Origin of the sequence: Paracoccus xiamenensis, from assembly GCF_011308835.1 — a bacterium.
Classification (GTDB): domain Bacteria; phylum Pseudomonadota; class Alphaproteobacteria; order Rhodobacterales; family Rhodobacteraceae; genus Paracoccus; species Paracoccus xiamenensis.
This window is the reverse complement of the sequence record NZ_JAAOHY010000001.1, coordinates 147,104-161,555: the sequence shown is the minus strand read 5'-3', so window position 1 is coordinate 161,555 and position 14,452 is coordinate 147,104. Positions and strand designations below refer to the sequence as shown.

General features: G+C 64.1%; 16 protein-coding genes. 7 read left to right on the top strand and 9 right to left on the bottom strand.

Going from position 1 to position 14,452, the window contains the following annotated elements; genetic code table 11:
* Positions 1 to 26: 26 nt before the first annotated feature.
* From G7044_RS00830 to G7044_RS00820, 3 genes are all read right to left on the bottom strand, one after another.
* Positions 27 to 839 carry a glycosyltransferase family 2 protein gene (locus tag G7044_RS00830; RefSeq protein WP_166324544.1) on the bottom strand — a complete coding sequence of 271 codons (813 nt, stop codon included), beginning with the start codon at positions 837 to 839 and terminating at the stop codon, positions 27 to 29.
* Positions 836 to 1,615 (bottom strand): hypothetical protein, encoded by a 780-nt coding sequence (locus G7044_RS00825; protein WP_166324541.1) that lies wholly within the window; start codon positions 1,613 to 1,615, stop codon positions 836 to 838. Before G7044_RS00825 ends, G7044_RS00830 begins: the two co-directional genes overlap by 4 nt.
* A gap of 65 nt (positions 1,616 to 1,680) precedes the next feature.
* Positions 1,681 to 3,396 (bottom strand): bifunctional sulfate adenylyltransferase/adenylylsulfate kinase, encoded by a 1,716-nt coding sequence (locus tag G7044_RS00820; protein WP_166324538.1) that lies wholly within the window; start codon positions 3,394 to 3,396, stop codon positions 1,681 to 1,683.
* Between the two features lie 205 nt (positions 3,397 to 3,601).
* On the opposite strand from G7044_RS00820, the gene G7044_RS00815 reads away from it, so the two are divergent.
* Positions 3,602 to 4,684: a zinc metalloprotease gene (locus tag G7044_RS00815; RefSeq protein WP_166324535.1), complete on the top strand. Its 1,083-nt coding sequence runs from the start codon at positions 3,602 to 3,604 to the stop codon at positions 4,682 to 4,684.
* The gene (locus G7044_RS00810) at positions 4,681 to 4,980 is read left to right on the top strand and encodes a hypothetical protein (RefSeq protein ID WP_166324532.1); all 300 of its coding nucleotides are present in this window, start codon (positions 4,681 to 4,683) and stop codon (positions 4,978 to 4,980) included. Before G7044_RS00815 ends, G7044_RS00810 begins: the two co-directional genes overlap by 4 nt.
* 5 nt (positions 4,981 to 4,985) lie before the next feature.
* Here G7044_RS00810 and G7044_RS00805 read toward each other — a convergent pair whose 3' ends face one another.
* A complete protein-coding gene (locus tag G7044_RS00805) occupies positions 4,986 to 5,486 on the bottom strand; it encodes a hypothetical protein (protein ID WP_166324529.1) in 501 nt (166 codons plus the stop codon).
* A 1-nt stretch (position 5,487) separates the two neighbouring features.
* Positions 5,488 to 6,477 carry a thioredoxin-disulfide reductase gene (trxB, locus tag G7044_RS00800; RefSeq protein ID WP_166324526.1) on the bottom strand — a complete coding sequence of 330 codons (990 nt, stop codon included), beginning with the start codon at positions 6,475 to 6,477 and terminating at the stop codon, positions 5,488 to 5,490.
* 151 nt (positions 6,478 to 6,628) lie between these two features.
* Here trxB and G7044_RS00795 point away from each other — a divergent pair, with 151 nt between their 5' ends.
* Positions 6,629 to 7,126: an Lrp/AsnC family transcriptional regulator gene (locus G7044_RS00795; RefSeq protein ID WP_166324523.1), complete on the top strand. Its 498-nt coding sequence runs from the start codon at positions 6,629 to 6,631 to the stop codon at positions 7,124 to 7,126.
* 625 nt (positions 7,127 to 7,751) lie between these two features.
* Here G7044_RS00795 and pgeF read toward each other — a convergent pair.
* From pgeF to lgt, 3 genes are read right to left on the bottom strand one after another with little or no spacing between them, the layout of a single operon-like run.
* Complete coding sequence (gene pgeF, locus G7044_RS00790) at positions 7,752 to 8,522, bottom strand: peptidoglycan editing factor PgeF (protein ID WP_207630133.1); 771 nt, start codon at positions 8,520 to 8,522, stop codon at positions 7,752 to 7,754.
* On the bottom strand, positions 8,519 to 9,583 hold the full coding sequence (locus tag G7044_RS00785; protein ID WP_166324520.1) for a class I SAM-dependent methyltransferase: 1,065 nt from the start codon (positions 9,581 to 9,583) through the stop codon (positions 8,519 to 8,521). Before G7044_RS00785 ends, pgeF begins: the two co-directional genes overlap by 4 nt.
* A complete protein-coding gene (gene lgt / locus G7044_RS00780) occupies positions 9,580 to 10,443 on the bottom strand; it encodes a prolipoprotein diacylglyceryl transferase (protein WP_166324517.1) in 864 nt (287 codons plus the stop codon). The genes G7044_RS00785 and lgt overlap by 4 nt, the downstream gene beginning before the upstream one ends.
* A gap of 110 nt (positions 10,444 to 10,553) precedes the next feature.
* Here lgt and G7044_RS00775 point away from each other — a divergent pair, with 110 nt between their 5' ends.
* Positions 10,554 to 10,802 (top strand): accessory factor UbiK family protein, encoded by a 249-nt coding sequence (locus tag G7044_RS00775; protein ID WP_166324514.1) that lies wholly within the window; start codon positions 10,554 to 10,556, stop codon positions 10,800 to 10,802.
* Between the two features lies 1 nt (position 10,803).
* Here G7044_RS00775 and G7044_RS00770 read toward each other — a convergent pair whose 3' ends face one another.
* Complete coding sequence (locus G7044_RS00770; protein WP_235931099.1) at positions 10,804 to 11,145, bottom strand: DUF6476 family protein; 342 nt, start codon at positions 11,143 to 11,145, stop codon at positions 10,804 to 10,806.
* Between G7044_RS00770 and G7044_RS00765 the strand changes: the two genes are divergently transcribed.
* Genes G7044_RS00765 through G7044_RS00755 form a run of 3 tightly spaced genes read left to right on the top strand, consistent with a single transcriptional unit; the run spans position 11,144 to position 14,209 of the window.
* Positions 11,144 to 12,187 carry an RluA family pseudouridine synthase gene (locus tag G7044_RS00765; protein ID WP_166324511.1) on the top strand — a complete coding sequence of 348 codons (1,044 nt, stop codon included), beginning with the start codon at positions 11,144 to 11,146 and terminating at the stop codon, positions 12,185 to 12,187. The two genes, G7044_RS00770 and G7044_RS00765, sit on opposite strands and share 2 nt — an antisense overlap.
* A gap of 21 nt (positions 12,188 to 12,208) precedes the next feature.
* Entirely contained in the window at positions 12,209 to 13,114 is a 906-nt protein-coding gene (rpoH, locus tag G7044_RS00760) for an RNA polymerase sigma factor RpoH (protein ID WP_166324508.1), read from the top strand.
* Between the two features lie 51 nt (positions 13,115 to 13,165).
* A complete protein-coding gene (locus tag G7044_RS00755; RefSeq protein ID WP_166324505.1) occupies positions 13,166 to 14,209 on the top strand; it encodes a hypothetical protein in 1,044 nt (347 codons plus the stop codon).
* Positions 14,210 to 14,452: the final 243 nt, after the last annotated feature.

Here is a 14,452-nt window from a genome sequence, read left to right as displayed (position 1 = left end):
CCGCAGGCCGATACCGAAGCGCGCCTCTAGCCCTCCGGCCAGCCGTATTCCGCCAGCATCGCCGCAATCGCGCGATCATTTCCGCCCGTGCCCAGATTGCTGGCGCGCAGATTTTCCGCCTGACTGCCGGGCCATTCGATCACCCGGAAACGGCCGCCGACCTTCTGCGGTCGCGATCCGCGCAGGCGATGCATCCAATACAGCCAGACATCGTCGGCCGAGGGCGCAAGGCGCATGAATTTTTCCGCGTCGGTGACATCGGGATGAAAGGCGTTCGGCGCGTATAGAACGCCCCCTACGCCGGTCGGAAAGATCAGCGGGCCGGTCGCCGGCGCGGTGATATGGCGGTCCCAGTCATCATAGGCCCGCGGCCGCCCCTGCCCGTCCAGCGTGACCCGATGCGCACGGTGGCAGGCGACGCCCGTATCGGCGGCGGCGACCAGCCCCTCCAGCCAGCCGGGGCCGTAATAGACATCGTCATCTGCCGTGACGATATAGCTGCCCGGGGCCTCCTGCAGGGTCGGCACGATCTTCTTGTAGGATCGCCAGTCGGGGCAGACCCGGATTTCCACTCCCAGCCCGGCAATCTCCTGCGGCAGCTTCGCCATATCCGCCTCTGCCAGCCACAGGATGACCCGATCCGCCGCCACCGTCTGGCGCATCAGCGATTGCAGCACCTTGCCCACCACGGACAGGCGCGGGCCATAGCTGGTCAGGCTGACAACCAGCGGCGCATTCAGCCCATGCGGCGCGGGCGAAAAGCTGCGCGCCGCGATCTCTGCCTCGGCGGCGCGGATGCGGCGGGCGTGTTTCCAGCGCCGGAAGGCGTCGGCGATCATCCCTGCCACGCCTTGCGCAGCCAATCGATGTTACCGATGCGGCGATACCATTTGCCGCCGTGTCCGGCGAAGACATCCTCCATCTTCGGGTTGCCGGCAAAGGCCACGATCTTCGCGCCCTCAGGCAGTTTCGGATCGCTGAGAAAGCTAAGGAAATTCCGCGGGACGCAATCATTCTTGAAGCTGACCACCCAGCCCTTCGGCCAGTAGTTCAGATGCCCATGTTTCGCCAGCTGCGCCGATTGAAACTGCTGGGAGATCTCGTAATTCGAGGTCGTGGCCTTGGGATCGGCCAGATAGGCGTCCAGAATATAGGTGTGATCGCCCACGACATAGCGGAAGACCGAAGAATTGCCGACCGAATGCAGGAAGCGGTCGCGTTCGGCATTCACCTTGCGCAGGGGCTTTGCGCGGAACAGGTCGTCGTCGCGGATGATGAAGTAATCCCCCGGCAGGTCGAAAAAGGGCGCCAGATCGTCCACGACCACCAGATCGAGGTCCAGAAACAGCGCCACCTGCCCGGTCATGCCGCCCAGATCGCGGCGAAACAGCGCCAGTTTGCGCCAACGGGTATCGCCGTGACCCTCCGGCAGGCCCAGTTCGGGCAGCGGCTGGCAATCGACGCCCGCGTCGATGCCGGCGGTATCATCGGTAAAGCAGACAAAGCGATGCGGGCGGGCAAGATGGCGGCGCACCTGACGGTAAAGCCGGTTCACATCCTCGGCCCCGTACATCGTGCCCCATTTGATGCAGATGATATTGACGATTTCCGACATGCGCCCCCCGGATATGCAAACGCCGGGCCATCATGGCCCGGCGCGGGTATCGGTTCAATCGGCGATCAGCGCAAGCCGATCAGGCCCATCTGTTCCAGCTTCAACAGCACCTGATGGGCGGCGTTGTCGACGTCGATATCGGTGGTATCGACACGCAGTTCAGGCGCTTTGGGTTCTTCGTAAGGGTCAGAGATGCCGGTGAATTCCTTGATCTTGCCCTCACGCGCCAGCTTGTACAGCCCCTTGCGGTCGCGGCGTTCGCATTCCTCCAGCGGGGTTGCGACATGGATCTCGACAAAGGCGCCGCCGGCTTCGACCATTTCGCGCACCGCGCGGCGGGTCGCGGTATAGGGCGCGATCGGGGCGCAGATGGCGATGCCGCCATTCTTGGTGATCTCGGACGCGACATAGCCGATGCGCTTGATGTTGATGTCGCGGTGTTCCTTGGAAAAGCCCAGTTCAGAGGACAGGTGCTTACGCACCACGTCGCCATCCAGCAGCGTGACCGGACGGCCGCCCATTTCCATCAGCTTGACCATCAGCGCATTGGCGATGGTCGACTTGCCCGAGCCCGACAGGCCGGTAAAGAACACCGTGAAGCCCTGCTGTGCGCGGGGCGGAGAGTTGCGGCGCAATTCCTTGACCACCTCGGGGAAAGAGAACCATTCCGGGATCTCCAGCCCCTCGCGCAGACGGCGGCGCAGTTCGGTCCCCGAGATGTTCAGGACGGTCACGCCTTCCTCGATCTCGTCGGCCGGTTCGTATTGGGCGCGTTCCTGCACATAGACCATGTGCTTGAAATCGACCATTTTCACGCCGATCTCGTCTTCGTGTTTGCGGAACAGTTCCTGCGCGTCATAGGGGCCGTAGAAATCGACGCCCTGGCTGTTCTTGCCGGGACCGGCATGATCGCGGCCGACGATGAAATGGGTCGCGCCATGGTTGCGGCGGATGATGCCGTGCCACACCGCCTCGCGCGGGCCGGCCATGCGCATGGCCAGATTCAGCAGCGACAGCGTCGTGGTCGCCTGCGGATATTTGTCCAGCACCGCTTCATAGCAGCGGACGCGGGTGAAGTGGTCGACATCGCCCGGTTTGGTCATGCCGACAACCGGGTGGATCATCAGGTTGGCCTGCGCTTCACGCGCGGCGCGGAAGGTCAGTTCCTGATGGGCGCGGTGCAGCGGGTTGCGGGTCTGGAAGACCACGACCTTGCGCCAGCCCAGCTTCTTGAACATCGCGCGCAGCTCGTTCGGGGTGTTGCGACGCCCGCGGAAATCATAATGGATCTGCGGCTGCAGGCCCTTCACCGGACCGCCGAGATAGACCTTGCCGGCACTGTTGTGCAGATAATTGATGGCCGGATGCGCCAGATCGTCGTGGCCCGCACCAAAGACCCTCTCGGCCTCCAGCTTCTTGTTCGGGATCCATTTGTCAGTGACCGACATCACCGCCAGAATCACGCCTTCCTGATCGCGCAGCGCGATATCGGTGCCGGGCTCGATCCCTTCGGCGAAGCTTTCCGACACGTCCAGCGTGATCGGCATCGGCCACAGCGTGCCGTCGGCCAGCCGCATGTCATTGACGACGCTGTTATAGTCGGCTTCGGTCAGGAAGCCCTTCAGCGGGTTGAAACCGCCATTCATCAGCAATTCAAGGTCGCAGGCCTGCCGCTGGGTCAGGTCCCAGCTGGGCATATTGCCGGCTTCGTCCTTCAACGCCGAGGCGGCTTCGGGGGAAACGAAAAGTTCGGGGATCGGGGTGTGATTTGCAGCGGTCATCGCGGATGCTCGGTCTGATATAGGAATACCGTCAAGCGCCCCTTGAAACATGGTCGGACGCCGGCTCGGGGTCGCCATAGCCCTACACCGAATAGGTTTCAACAGTATTGACGACTGCGCAATGGGGCGTCGCGCGATTGTCACATCCTCTGTTTCCGTTTCGTGCTAGATTGCCCTTCCATTTCAGTCGAAGGGAGCCGAACATATGACGGCCGATCTTGAAACGAATGAAATTCTGATCTTTTCCGCCGACAGCCATGCACCCGAGATGGGCAGCAGCCAGCGCAGCGCCCCGATCTTTCACCAATATGGCCGCCTTGCCATCGTCGATTTTCCCGGCTCGGTTACCCAGTCGCCCGTGCCCGATGCCGCGCCCGGGGCCGAACTGACCCCGACCGAGGCGCTTGGACGGCGCGGCTTTGAACGCCGAAACAGCGCGCAAGCCCGCGCCAAGAAGCAGGACCGCCGCTTTCAGGGGCTGTCCTGGGAAGGCGCGCCGGGCGATGGCCCCGGTCCGATCCACCCGCCCGGCATGGCCATGGTCGAAAACCGCCCGGCCCAGCCCGGCGCACCGATCGCAACCCCGCTGTCGGCGCGGCTGACCGGGCGTGTCGCCGTGGGCCTTGTCATCGTCAGCGGCCCGCAACCGCAGTTGGTTTTCAGCGCTGAGGACCAGACCCTTGTCGTGGCCGAGGTTCAGAACGGGCTCTCATTTCTGGCCAATGAGGCCCCGAAAAAGGGTGTGACCTTCGTCCATGATATCGAGCTGCTGACCGTCGACGCGGCAGAAGTCACCTCGGGCAATGATTTCGACGCCTACGAAGCACCATGGCGCGATGCCGCGCTGGAACAGCTTGGCCATGCCCCCGGCGATGCCGGCACCGCTGCCTATGCCGAGGCACTGCGCCAGAAGCACGGAACGGACTGGGCCTATGTCGCGTTCTTCACCAAGTACAGGATCGCGCATTTCGCCTATGCCCGGCTGGGAGGGCCGCGTCTGGTGATGCATTTCGACAATGACGGCTGGGGGCCGGACCAGATCGACCGGGTTTTCGCCCATGAGACCGGCCATATCTTCAACGCCCCTGACGAATACGCCCAGTCGGGCTGCGATTGCGGCGGTGCTTGGGGTCATTTCGGCGAGCCGAACCGGAATTGCGCCACCTGCGCACCGAACGGCGGGGAAAAATGCATCATGCAGTCCAATGACTGGGCGATGTGCGCGGCAACGAAGCTGCATCTCGGCTATGACGGCCTGCCCGACCGGAACGGAGTACCGATCGCATGACCGACGAGGTCCTTGTCTATATTGGTGAGGGCGCTGCGAAGGCGCCCGACATCCGCCAGGCGCTGGATCAGGCGCAGCAATGTTCGGGCGGCAGGCTTTATGTCATGCCCTCGGCAGTGCTGCCGATGCTGGTACAGGCGCAGGTCATCCGCTCGCCCCAGGATATGCAGCAGCTTTCAGCCGAGCTGAGCCAGAGCGACAGCCTGTTCGCAGCGGCGTGGCTCATGCGCAAGGACAAGGACGAGCGGGAAGGCGACGGCAAGGCTTGGGACGCCCCCGGCTACAAAGCGCCCTGAGCCCCCTACAGCTTGCGGCTGTCATAAGCCCAATGCAGCAGTGCCTGACGCTGGCGCGGGCGGCAGAACAGATCGCCCGGATCGCAGGCCCGGCGCAGCTGCCCGACATGGCGACGAATGGCCCGCCAGCGCCCGATCTGGCGGGCGTCGTCATCGTGACGCCGGCCCATCCAATAACGGCAATACCACTGAAACCAGCCGCGCGGATCATCCGGGTGCAGCCAGCCCTTGCGGCGCCATTCCGACAGCGGCTGGCTGGCCTTGATGCCGAAATAGTTCAGCTTTGCGTCGGGCTTGCCGGGCGACAGCTTCGCGCCCTTGAACCACTCGGCCGGAAACTCATCCCGGCAATCGGTCATGTAACAGCCGCCAAAAACCCCCAGCCGAAGCATCTCGGCCGGGATCAGGTCCGGGGTGAAGCCTTCATCGAAATCTGCCCCCGCAGGCGCGGACAGATCATAGGCATAGCCCTGTTGCATCCGGTCATCGACGATGACGCGGGCCATATCAGGCGGTCACGGGCTCGATCTGGGCGGCATCGGGTGCGGGCGCGCCGGCCTCGTGATGTTCGGCCAGATAGCGTTCGGCATCCAGCGCGGCCATGCAGCCCATGCCCGCACTGGTGACGGCCTGACGATAGATGTGGTCAGTCAGGTCGCCCGCCGCGAAAACGCCGGGGATCGAGGTCCGGGTCGAGCCGGGTTCGACCTTGACATAGCCGCCTTCCAGCAACTCCAGCTGCTCCTTGACCAGTTCGGATGCCGGCGAATGGCCGATGGCCACGAAGACGCCCGAAGTATCCAGAACGCTTTCCGCCCCGGTCTTGAGGTTGCGCAGTTTGACACCGGACACGCCCAGCGGGTTGTCCTCGCCCAGCACTTCCAGCACTTCGCTGTCCCAGATGCATTCAATCTTGGGATTTTTCAGCAGACGCTGTTGCAGGATCTTTTCGGCCCGCAATTCGTCGCGGCGGTGGATCAGCGTCACCTTGCTGGCGAAATTGGTCAGGAACAGGGCCTCTTCGACCGCGGTATTGCCGCCGCCGATCACCACCACTTCCTTGCCGCGATAGAAAAAGCCATCGCAGGTCGCGCAGGCGCTGACGCCGAAACCCTGGAATTTCTCCTCGGACGGCAGGCCCAGCCATTTTGCCTGTGCCCCGGTGGCGAGGATGACCGCATCGGCGGTGACCACATCGCCCGAATCGCAGATGGCGCGGAAGGGGCGCACGCCCAGATCCAGCTTCGACACGGTGTCGAACTTGATCTCGGCCCCCATGGCCTTGGCGTGTTCTTCCATCTTCACCATCAGCTCGGGGCCCTGAACCTCGATCAGGCCGGGCCAGTTCTCGACCTCGGTGGTAATGGTCAGCTGGCCGCCGGGCTGCATGCCTTGAATCAGCAGCGGCTCCAGCATGGCGCGGGCGGCATAGACGGCGGCGGTATAGCCCGCCGGGCCAGAGCCGACGATCAGAAGTTTGCGATGCTGTTCGGCCATCCGGGCCTCCTGTAATTCGGTGTTGCCATACAGCTAGTGCAGGCTGGCCCCGTCTTCAATCGCCTGCCGTATCGCCGCACCCTCACGAAACAATATTGCGCAGATAGGACCTCAGGTATACGTTCACGCACAATTCAAGGAAGGAATTGACATGCACGGCACCAAGCTGGACGAGATCGACCGCAAGATCCTGGCCGAGCTGCAGGCGGACGGCCGCATGACCAATGTCGAACTGGCCCGCCGCGTCGGCATTTCCGCCCCGCCCTGCCTGCGTCGCGTCCGCGTGCTGGAGGACGCCGGCTATATCCGCGGCTATCACGCCGAGATCGACCCCCGCAGCCTTGGGTTCGAGGTGCAGGTCTTCGCCATGGTTCGCCTGCAGAGCCAATCCGAGCGCGATCTGGCCGCTTTCGAGGAACGCGCCCGCGTCTGGCCGCTGGTCCGCGAATGCCACATGCTGAACGGCGAAATCGACTTTATCCTGAAATGCGTGGCCCCGGACCTGACCAGCTTTCAGAATTTCCTGACCCATGACCTGACCGCCGCGCCGAATGTGGCTTCGGTCAAGACCTCGCTGGTGATCCGCGTGGCGAAGGATGAGCCGGGGATTCCTTTTGACGGCACTGACGGCAGGCCGCCTTTGTCCTGACGCGGGTCTCGATACCCTCAGATTTCCGCCAAACGCCAAGATCGTCACCCCAAAAGGTCAGCCTAAGTGTTGGCGCGAACAAATCTTGACTATTTCTGTAAGTTGAATGAATATTCGATAAGTTCTTAATAAGAAAGACGGAATATGACTTACAGAGAAGTGTTGCCGATCTGGTGGAGCATGACTTGGCGGTCATTCATTTTTGGGACTGTTGCGGGCTTCATCGCCGGAGCCATTGCCGGACTTGCCGCTGGTATGTTGGGCCATCCTGAAGCTGGCGGCCTTTGGGGAAGCATTGCAGGTGGTCTCGTGGCAATACCTGTCAGTTTGTGGGCGATGAGAGCGGCGATCAATAAACACGAGTTCCGTCCAGCACAAACCCAACACTCCTAGTCAAGCGTAGACATTCGCGTTCGGATTCCTCGAATCGCGAATGTCCGCCAAACTTCTGACAAGAATTGTGGTGATGGTCGCGCGACCGTCATTTAGCCTCGGCGGTTTGCGCGATGTGCAGGACCGACCCTTCGCATCGCCGTCATCAATTCCCCCCAAAGATTGAAGCCAGCCAAACCACCGGAAGTCAGACGCCGGTCTATCTACGGTTGCAATACACCCGTTTCGCTCGTCACCCAGGCAGCGCGATGGCCGAAATCAGCCGCCCGTAATCGGGTTCGCCCAGATGGGTGCTGCGGCGATAGGAAAAGAAACGTTCCGGGTCGGAATAGGTGCAATGGCCGATCCACTGCGCCTCGCCCCCCGCCGCGCGCAGACGCGACAGGCCGAAGCCGGGCAAGTCAAAGACCGGTTTATCGGCTGGCCCGTTCGAGAAAAAGCGCTGATATTCCGGGTCTTCGGCGGTAAAGTTCTCCATGAAGTCCCAACCCACCTCATAGGCGCGCTGCGAAATCGTCGGTCCGATTACCGCGCGGATGCGGGTCGCGCCCAGATCGCGCATGGCATCTGCCGTAGCCTCCAGCACGCCGGACAGCGCGCCCTTCCAACCGGCATGCGCGGCGCCAATCACGCCAGCCTCGGGGTCGGCGAACAGCACCGGCTGGCAATCCGCCGTCAGCACCGACAGCGCCACGCCCGGCAGCGCTGTCACCAGCGCGTCAGCGTCGGGCTGATCGGCAGCGTTGATCTGGTCCGGGCTGGTAATGACCACCACATCGGCCGAATGCACCTGGTGGACCCCGGCCAAACGGTCATGCGCCACCCCCATTGCATCGGCGACCCGGGCGCGGTTGGTTTCAACCACATCCTGCTGATCCTTCGATCCGCGACCGCAATTCAGCCCGGCATAAAGCCCCGAACTGGCCCCACCCTTGCGGGTGAAGAAGCCGTGCCGGACGCCGTCCAGCAGGGGGTGATTCAGGATTTCCAGCGTCAATTTCATCGTCTCGGATCTGATGTTGGTGTCATGCCCGCCCGTTCAAAACCTGCGGGCGCAGGCGCCCCTTGCGGCCACAGCGCCAGCGCCTTGAACAAATGTCCCATTTCATCGGCATGGGTCAAGCGTCGTGCAGCCCCAGCGGCCGCGCTGTCGCCGGATGCCGTCAGTCGGGCGGCCCGCGCATTGATCCCCAGTGCCACCAGCAAGGCGCCCTGCGTGGTGTATCCCACCGCACAACCCGCCGCCTGCGCCGCCGCCGCAAGCGGGGCGAAATCGACATGCGCCGTCAGATCAGCCTGACCCGGCGCGGCCAGAGGATCGACTGGCTTATGCTCTGACAGCGCCTGAAACGTGTCGCCCCGACCGTTCCAACCGCCGTAGTCGACAAACAGCGCCACACCTCCCCGTGCCGCAATCCGTTCCGCGATGGCCGTCACGATGGCAGGGGCGGCTGGGCAGCGTTCGATCACCTCGCCTTCCGCGCCGGGCAGGTCCAGCCGCATCACCGGGCCGAGGCCGAAGGCCAACCGGTCGCCCTGAAGCCCGATCAGCCGTTCGGCCCAGCCATCCGGGCCACGCTGAAACTGCTGGATCGGCAGCGCGTCGAAGAATTCATTTGCCAGCAGGAACAATGGGCTGTCAGGAAAATCTGTCACGCTTTCCAGATGGGTCAGCACGCCCAGCCGGTCCTGCTGCACATGCTGCAAATGGGCCGAGGCCTCGACCAGATGCAGCCGGGCGGCCTCGGCCATGCCGGGCACCACCCGCATGGCGCGGCGCGCATCGGCCATCAGCGTACCCCGCCCCGGCCCGATCTCGGCCAGGGTAAAGGGTGTGGGCGCGCCCTGATCCAGCCAGGCCTGCGCCAGAAACAGGCCCAACAGCTCGCCATAGATCTGGCTGATCTCGGGCGCGGTGGTGAAATCGCCGGCCGCGCCGAAGGGGTCGCGGGTGCTGTAATAGCCGTGGCGCGGATGCAGCAGGCACAGCTCCATATATCGCGCCAGGCTCATCGGGCCGCTGGCGCGGATTTCATCGGCAATCAGACGGCCAAGTGGCGTCATCGCGCCGGGCGGCGCAGGGCGCGGAGGATAAAGTAGACCCCGACCGCCAGCATCGGCAGGGACAGAAGCTGGCCCATGCTCAGCCCAAGCGCCACCCGGCCCAGCGGGCTGTCGGCGGTGATGAACTGGGCGTCTGCCTCGCGGAAGAATTCAACGAAGATGCGCGCCGCCGCATAGCCCGACAGGAAAACGCCAAGCGCCAGCCCCGGACGGCGCAAACCGCCGCGCCAGACCAGCACCAGCAGGATCAATCCAAGCAGAAGCCCTTCCAGCCCGGCCTCGTAAAGCTGGCTGGGATGGCGCGCGCAAAGCCCCTCGACCCCGGGGCAGCTTTGGGCGGCGGCACCGGGAAAAATCACACCCCAGGGCGCATCTGTCGGACGCCCCCACAACTCGGCATTGATGAAATTGGCGAGGCGACCAAAAAACAGCCCGATCGGCGCCACCACCGCCAGCGCATCGGCCAGCCGCAGGGGTTCCACGCCATCGCGCCGCGCCCACCACCACGACGCCAGCACCACCCCCAGAAATCCGCCATGGAAGGACATGCCGCCGCGCCAGACCATCGGGATTTCCAGCGGATGGGTCAGGTAATAGCCCGGCTGATAGAACAGAACGAAGCCCAGCCGCCCGCCCAGAATGACGCCGCCCACGATCCAGGTCAGCAGGTCCTCGACCTTGGCCGCAGGCATCGGTGCGGCGCCGCCCCAGATCCGGTCCGATTTCATCATCCGCCAGATCGCCAGCGCCCCCAGCACCAGCCCCGCCAGATAAGCCAGCGCATACCAGCGAATCGGCAGACCCGTCTCGCCGATGGGGATGACGAACAGTTCGGGCGAGATATCGGGGAAGGGGATCATGGCGGTCCTTTGATTGCCCGCGCACGCTAGCCACGGGCGGCCCGGTGTCAACATTGAACCCCGCGCCCGCTTGCCCCATATAGGCAGAAAGAACCCCGCAGGAGCGCAGGATGACCAGCCAGAACAAGTTCTTCGACGACATGTCACGGATGATGACAAATGCGATGGGTGTGGCCCAGGGCGCCAAATCCGAGGCCGAGACCGCCTTCAATTCCTGGATCGACCGCTGGCTTGCCGAACGCAACCTGGTCACCCGAGAAGAATTCGATGCCGTCCGCGACATGGCCATCAAGGCCCGCACCGAGAATGCGGAACTGAAGGCCCGGCTGGACGCGCTGGAAGCGAAAGCGCAGGGGTGATTCAGCGCGGATTCAGCTCAACCGTCTGATGCCACGCGCCATCGGCGTCATAAATCACAATTTCGCCCCGGTCTGTCACCACGATCAGCCGGTTGCGGGCAAAGGTCACGGCCTCGGCATTGCTGCCCTCGGGCAGGTTCACCGATTCGGGCAGATCAGGCAGCATGGGCGCGTTCAGGCGCAGCCACATGATGGTGCCGATCAGCCCCAGTCCCAGCACCATCGCCACGGCCAGCCCGCCGACCATCAACTTGAGAAACAGCAGATGCGGTACCTCGGGCGAGGGCGTAGCCAGCGGTTGCCTCTCGCCCCGGGCGGGCGCATCCTTTACATCGCGATCCATGAGTGAACTGATCCTGACCATTCCCGAGGGTGTAACTGAACGCCTTGATAAGGCGCTTGCCGATCTTGTGCCAGCAGAAGCGGCATTGTCGCGTTCGCGGCTGTCAAAGCTGATCGCCGAAGGCGCGGTGATCGGGCCGGACGGGCCGGCCACCGGTGCCAAGCTGCGCGTCCAGCCGGGGCAGGTCTGGCGCATCGCCCTGCCCGATCCCGAACCGGTCGAAACGCTGGCGCAGGATATCCCGCTGAACGTGGTCTATGAGGATGCGGACCTGATCGTCATCGACAAGCCCGCCGGCATGGTTGTCCACCCCGCGCCGGGCAGCCGCGACGGTACGCTGGTCAATGCGCTGCTGCATCATTGCGCCGGCAGCCTGTCGGGCATCGGCGGAGAGATGCGGCCGGGCATCGTCCACCGGATCGACAAGGACACCTCGGGCCTGCTGGTGGCGGCGAAATCCGACCGCGCCCATCACGGCCTTGCCGCGCAGTTCGAAGCGCACAGCACCGACCGCGCCTATCTGGCGCTTGGTCACGGGGTCATCGACCCGGCCGCCGCCCGCCTGCGCGGTACACGCGGTGTCAGCTTTGAACCCGGCGGAGTGATGAAAATCACCTCACGGCTTGACCGCCACCCGACCGACCGCCAGCGTCAGGCCGTGCTGTTCGATGGCGAACGTGGCCGCCACGCCGTCACCCGCGCGCGGATGCTGGAAAGCTTCGGCACACCGCCCGCCGCCATGCTGGTCGAATGCCGGCTGGAAACCGGCCGCACCCACCAGATCCGCGTCCATATGGCCCATGCGGGCCTTGGGCTGATCGGCGATCCGACCTATGGCGGGGCGCGCAAAGCCTCGGCCAAGGCCCTGGGCGATGCGGCCGAGGCGGTCCAGAACTTCCCCCGCCAGGCGCTTCATGCCGCCCGGCTGGGCTTTGACCATCCCGTGAGCGGGGCGCATCTGGAATTCACATCGCCCCTTCCCGAAGATATGCAGGATTTGTTGGATCAGCTGCGCGGAACTGCCGCAGCGGACCAGCGTTGATCCGGTGAGAGGACAGATAAGATGGCCAACTACACTTCCCTCCCCGCGCCCAGCCCCGAACAGGGGCTGAACCGCTATTTGCAGGAAATTCGCAAGTTCCCGCTGCTGGAACCCGAAGAAGAATACATGCTGGCCAAGGCCTGGGTCGATCACGAGGACAGCGAGGCCGCGCATAAGATGGTGACCTCGCACCTGCGGCTGGCCGCCAAGATTGCCATGGGTTATCGCGGTTACGGGCTGCCTCAGGCCGAGGTCATCTCGGAAGCGAATGTGGGCCTGATGCAGGCGGTGAAGCGTTTCGATCCCGAAAAGGGGTTTCGTCTGGCGACCTATGCGATGTGGTGGATCCGCGCCTCGATCCAGGAATATATCCTGCGGTCCTGGTCGCTGGTGAAGATGGGCACCACCTCGGGGCAGAAAAAGCTGTTCTTCAACCTGCGCAAGGCCAAGAACCGCATCGGTGCCTTGGAAGAAGGCGACCTGCGCCCCGAAAACGTCGCCCGCATTGCCAATGACCTGAACGTCACCGAACAGGAAGTCATCGACATGAACCGCCGCATGGCGGGCTCGGACGCGTCGCTGAATGCGACGGTCGGGTCGGGCGATGGCGAATCGACCGCGCAATGGCAGGACTGGCTGGAAGACGAGGACGCCAATCAGGCCGAGGCCTATGCGGAATCCGAAGAACTCGACACCCGCCGCACGATGCTGATGCAGGCGATGGATGTGCTGAACGACCGCGAGAAGGACATCCTGATGGAGCGTCGGCTGCGCGACGATCCCCTGACGCTGGAGGAATTGTCCGAACGTTACGATGTCTCGCGCGAACGTATCCGCCAGATCGAGGTCCGCGCCTTCGAGAAGCTTCAGAACCGGATGCGCAGCATGGCCCAGGACAAGGGCATGACGATCGGCGCCGACGATTGACGCCGCCCGCGCCCCGCCCCATGCTGGGCGCGATATGACGGACAGGTTGGAATGCGTTCGACCGCGCTGAGGCAGTTTCAACGGCTGGAATCGCCGGGCAGTTGGCGGTCCTCGCCCGATGCGCAATTGCGCGAGGTCGTCGTCTCGATTGGCGAGGCGACGCTGATCCTGTCTGATCCCAAATCCGACGCGCCGCTGACGCATTGGTCACTGCCCGCGATTCAGCGCCTGAATCCGGGCGGCACGCCGGCGGTCTATACCCCGGTCACCACCGCCGAAGATGCCGGCTATGAGACGTTGGAGATCGACGACCGCTGGATGATCGACGCGATCAACCGGGTGCAATCGGCGATTGCGGCGCGTAAGCCGCATCCCGGCCGGCTGCGCGGCAGCCTGACCGCGACCGCGCTGGTGGTGATGCTGCTGGCGGGGATCATCTGGCTGCCCGATGCCTTGCGCGCGCATGCCGTCCGCATCACCCCCGCCGCCGAACGCGCGCAGATCGGCCAGGGGATTCTTGGCGACATGAGCCGATCGACCGGGCAGCCCTGCACCGATCCGGCCGCCGAGGCGTCCTTGCACGGCCTCGCACGCCGCATCGGCCTGCCCCCCAAGACCCGCATTGCGGTTCTGCGCGATGGATTGGAAGGGGCGTTGCTGCTGCCCGGCGACCTGATCGTCGTCGATAACCGCCTGATCGCGGATCAATCCGACCCAGCCGCCCTGGCCGGACATCTTCTTGCCGCGAAAATCGCTGCAGAAACGACCGACCCGATGCGGGCGATCATGGACCGCGCCTCTTTCCCCGAGGTGCTGAGCCTGCTGACGCGTGGCACCCTGTCGCCGAATGCATTGCAGGGTTTTGGCGAGGCCTTGCTGTCGTCGCCGCCGCATCGACCGGCCGACCAGCAGCTTCTGCAAGGATTCGCCGCCTCACGCATCCCCGCCACGCCCTATGCCGAGACCCTTCCCGGCGCCATCCCTGCCCCCGTCGCCCTGACCGAATCCGACCCGTTCCGCACCCAGCCCTATCCACCAATCCTGACCGAACGCGACTGGCTCACCCTGCAGCAGATCTGCATTGATCGGGGGTGAGCCTTGGACGCGGTTGCCCCCAAGACCTTTGATCGACAGGCAGCATGACCCTGACGTCCCTGCGCCGCGACTGATCGGATGCTGGACGGAATGACCGCGGGGCACCGTCATCCTGCGCCACAGCCTCTTCTGGTGCGCATACCTTAACCGCCCGTTTCGTCGGCGAAGGCTCCTTTCACCTTCGCCGAAGGCCAGAGCGTCCTGCCACGCCAGCCATCAGTGCTTTGCGCGGGCGTGCCACGT

What these genes read in the sequence shown, in the direction of transcription:
- G7044_RS00815 (WP_166324535.1), top strand. Translation starts at nt 3,602, where the DNA reads ATGACGGCCGATCTTGAAACGAATGAAATTCTGATCTTTTCCGCCGAC.
- G7044_RS00825 (WP_166324541.1), bottom strand. Translation starts at nt 1,615, where the DNA reads ATGTCGGAAATCGTCAATATCATCTGCATCAAATGGGGCACGATGTAC.
- G7044_RS00785 (WP_166324520.1), bottom strand. Translation starts at nt 9,583, where the DNA reads ATGACGCCACTTGGCCGTCTGATTGCCGATGAAATCCGCGCCAGCGGC.
- G7044_RS00770 (WP_235931099.1), bottom strand. Translation starts at nt 11,145, where the DNA reads ATGGATCGCGATGTAAAGGATGCGCCCGCCCGGGGCGAGAGGCAACCG.
- G7044_RS00775 (WP_166324514.1), top strand. Translation starts at nt 10,554, where the DNA reads ATGACCAGCCAGAACAAGTTCTTCGACGACATGTCACGGATGATGACA.
- trxB (WP_166324526.1), bottom strand. Translation starts at nt 6,477, where the DNA reads ATGGCCGAACAGCATCGCAAACTTCTGATCGTCGGCTCTGGCCCGGCG.
- rpoH (WP_166324508.1), top strand. Translation starts at nt 12,209, where the DNA reads ATGGCCAACTACACTTCCCTCCCCGCGCCCAGCCCCGAACAGGGGCTG.
- G7044_RS00765 (WP_166324511.1), top strand. Translation starts at nt 11,144, where the DNA reads ATGAGTGAACTGATCCTGACCATTCCCGAGGGTGTAACTGAACGCCTT.
- G7044_RS00755 (WP_166324505.1), top strand. Translation starts at nt 13,166, where the DNA reads ATGCGTTCGACCGCGCTGAGGCAGTTTCAACGGCTGGAATCGCCGGGC.
- G7044_RS00810 (WP_166324532.1), top strand. Translation starts at nt 4,681, where the DNA reads ATGACCGACGAGGTCCTTGTCTATATTGGTGAGGGCGCTGCGAAGGCG.
- G7044_RS00805 (WP_166324529.1), bottom strand. Translation starts at nt 5,486, where the DNA reads ATGGCCCGCGTCATCGTCGATGACCGGATGCAACAGGGCTATGCCTAT.
- lgt (WP_166324517.1), bottom strand. Translation starts at nt 10,443, where the DNA reads ATGATCCCCTTCCCCGATATCTCGCCCGAACTGTTCGTCATCCCCATC.
- G7044_RS00830 (WP_166324544.1), bottom strand. Translation starts at nt 839, where the DNA reads ATGATCGCCGACGCCTTCCGGCGCTGGAAACACGCCCGCCGCATCCGC.
- G7044_RS00820 (WP_166324538.1), bottom strand. Translation starts at nt 3,396, where the DNA reads ATGACCGCTGCAAATCACACCCCGATCCCCGAACTTTTCGTTTCCCCC.
- pgeF (WP_207630133.1), bottom strand. Translation starts at nt 8,522, where the DNA reads ATGAAATTGACGCTGGAAATCCTGAATCACCCCCTGCTGGACGGCGTC.
- G7044_RS00795 (WP_166324523.1), top strand. Translation starts at nt 6,629, where the DNA reads ATGCACGGCACCAAGCTGGACGAGATCGACCGCAAGATCCTGGCCGAG.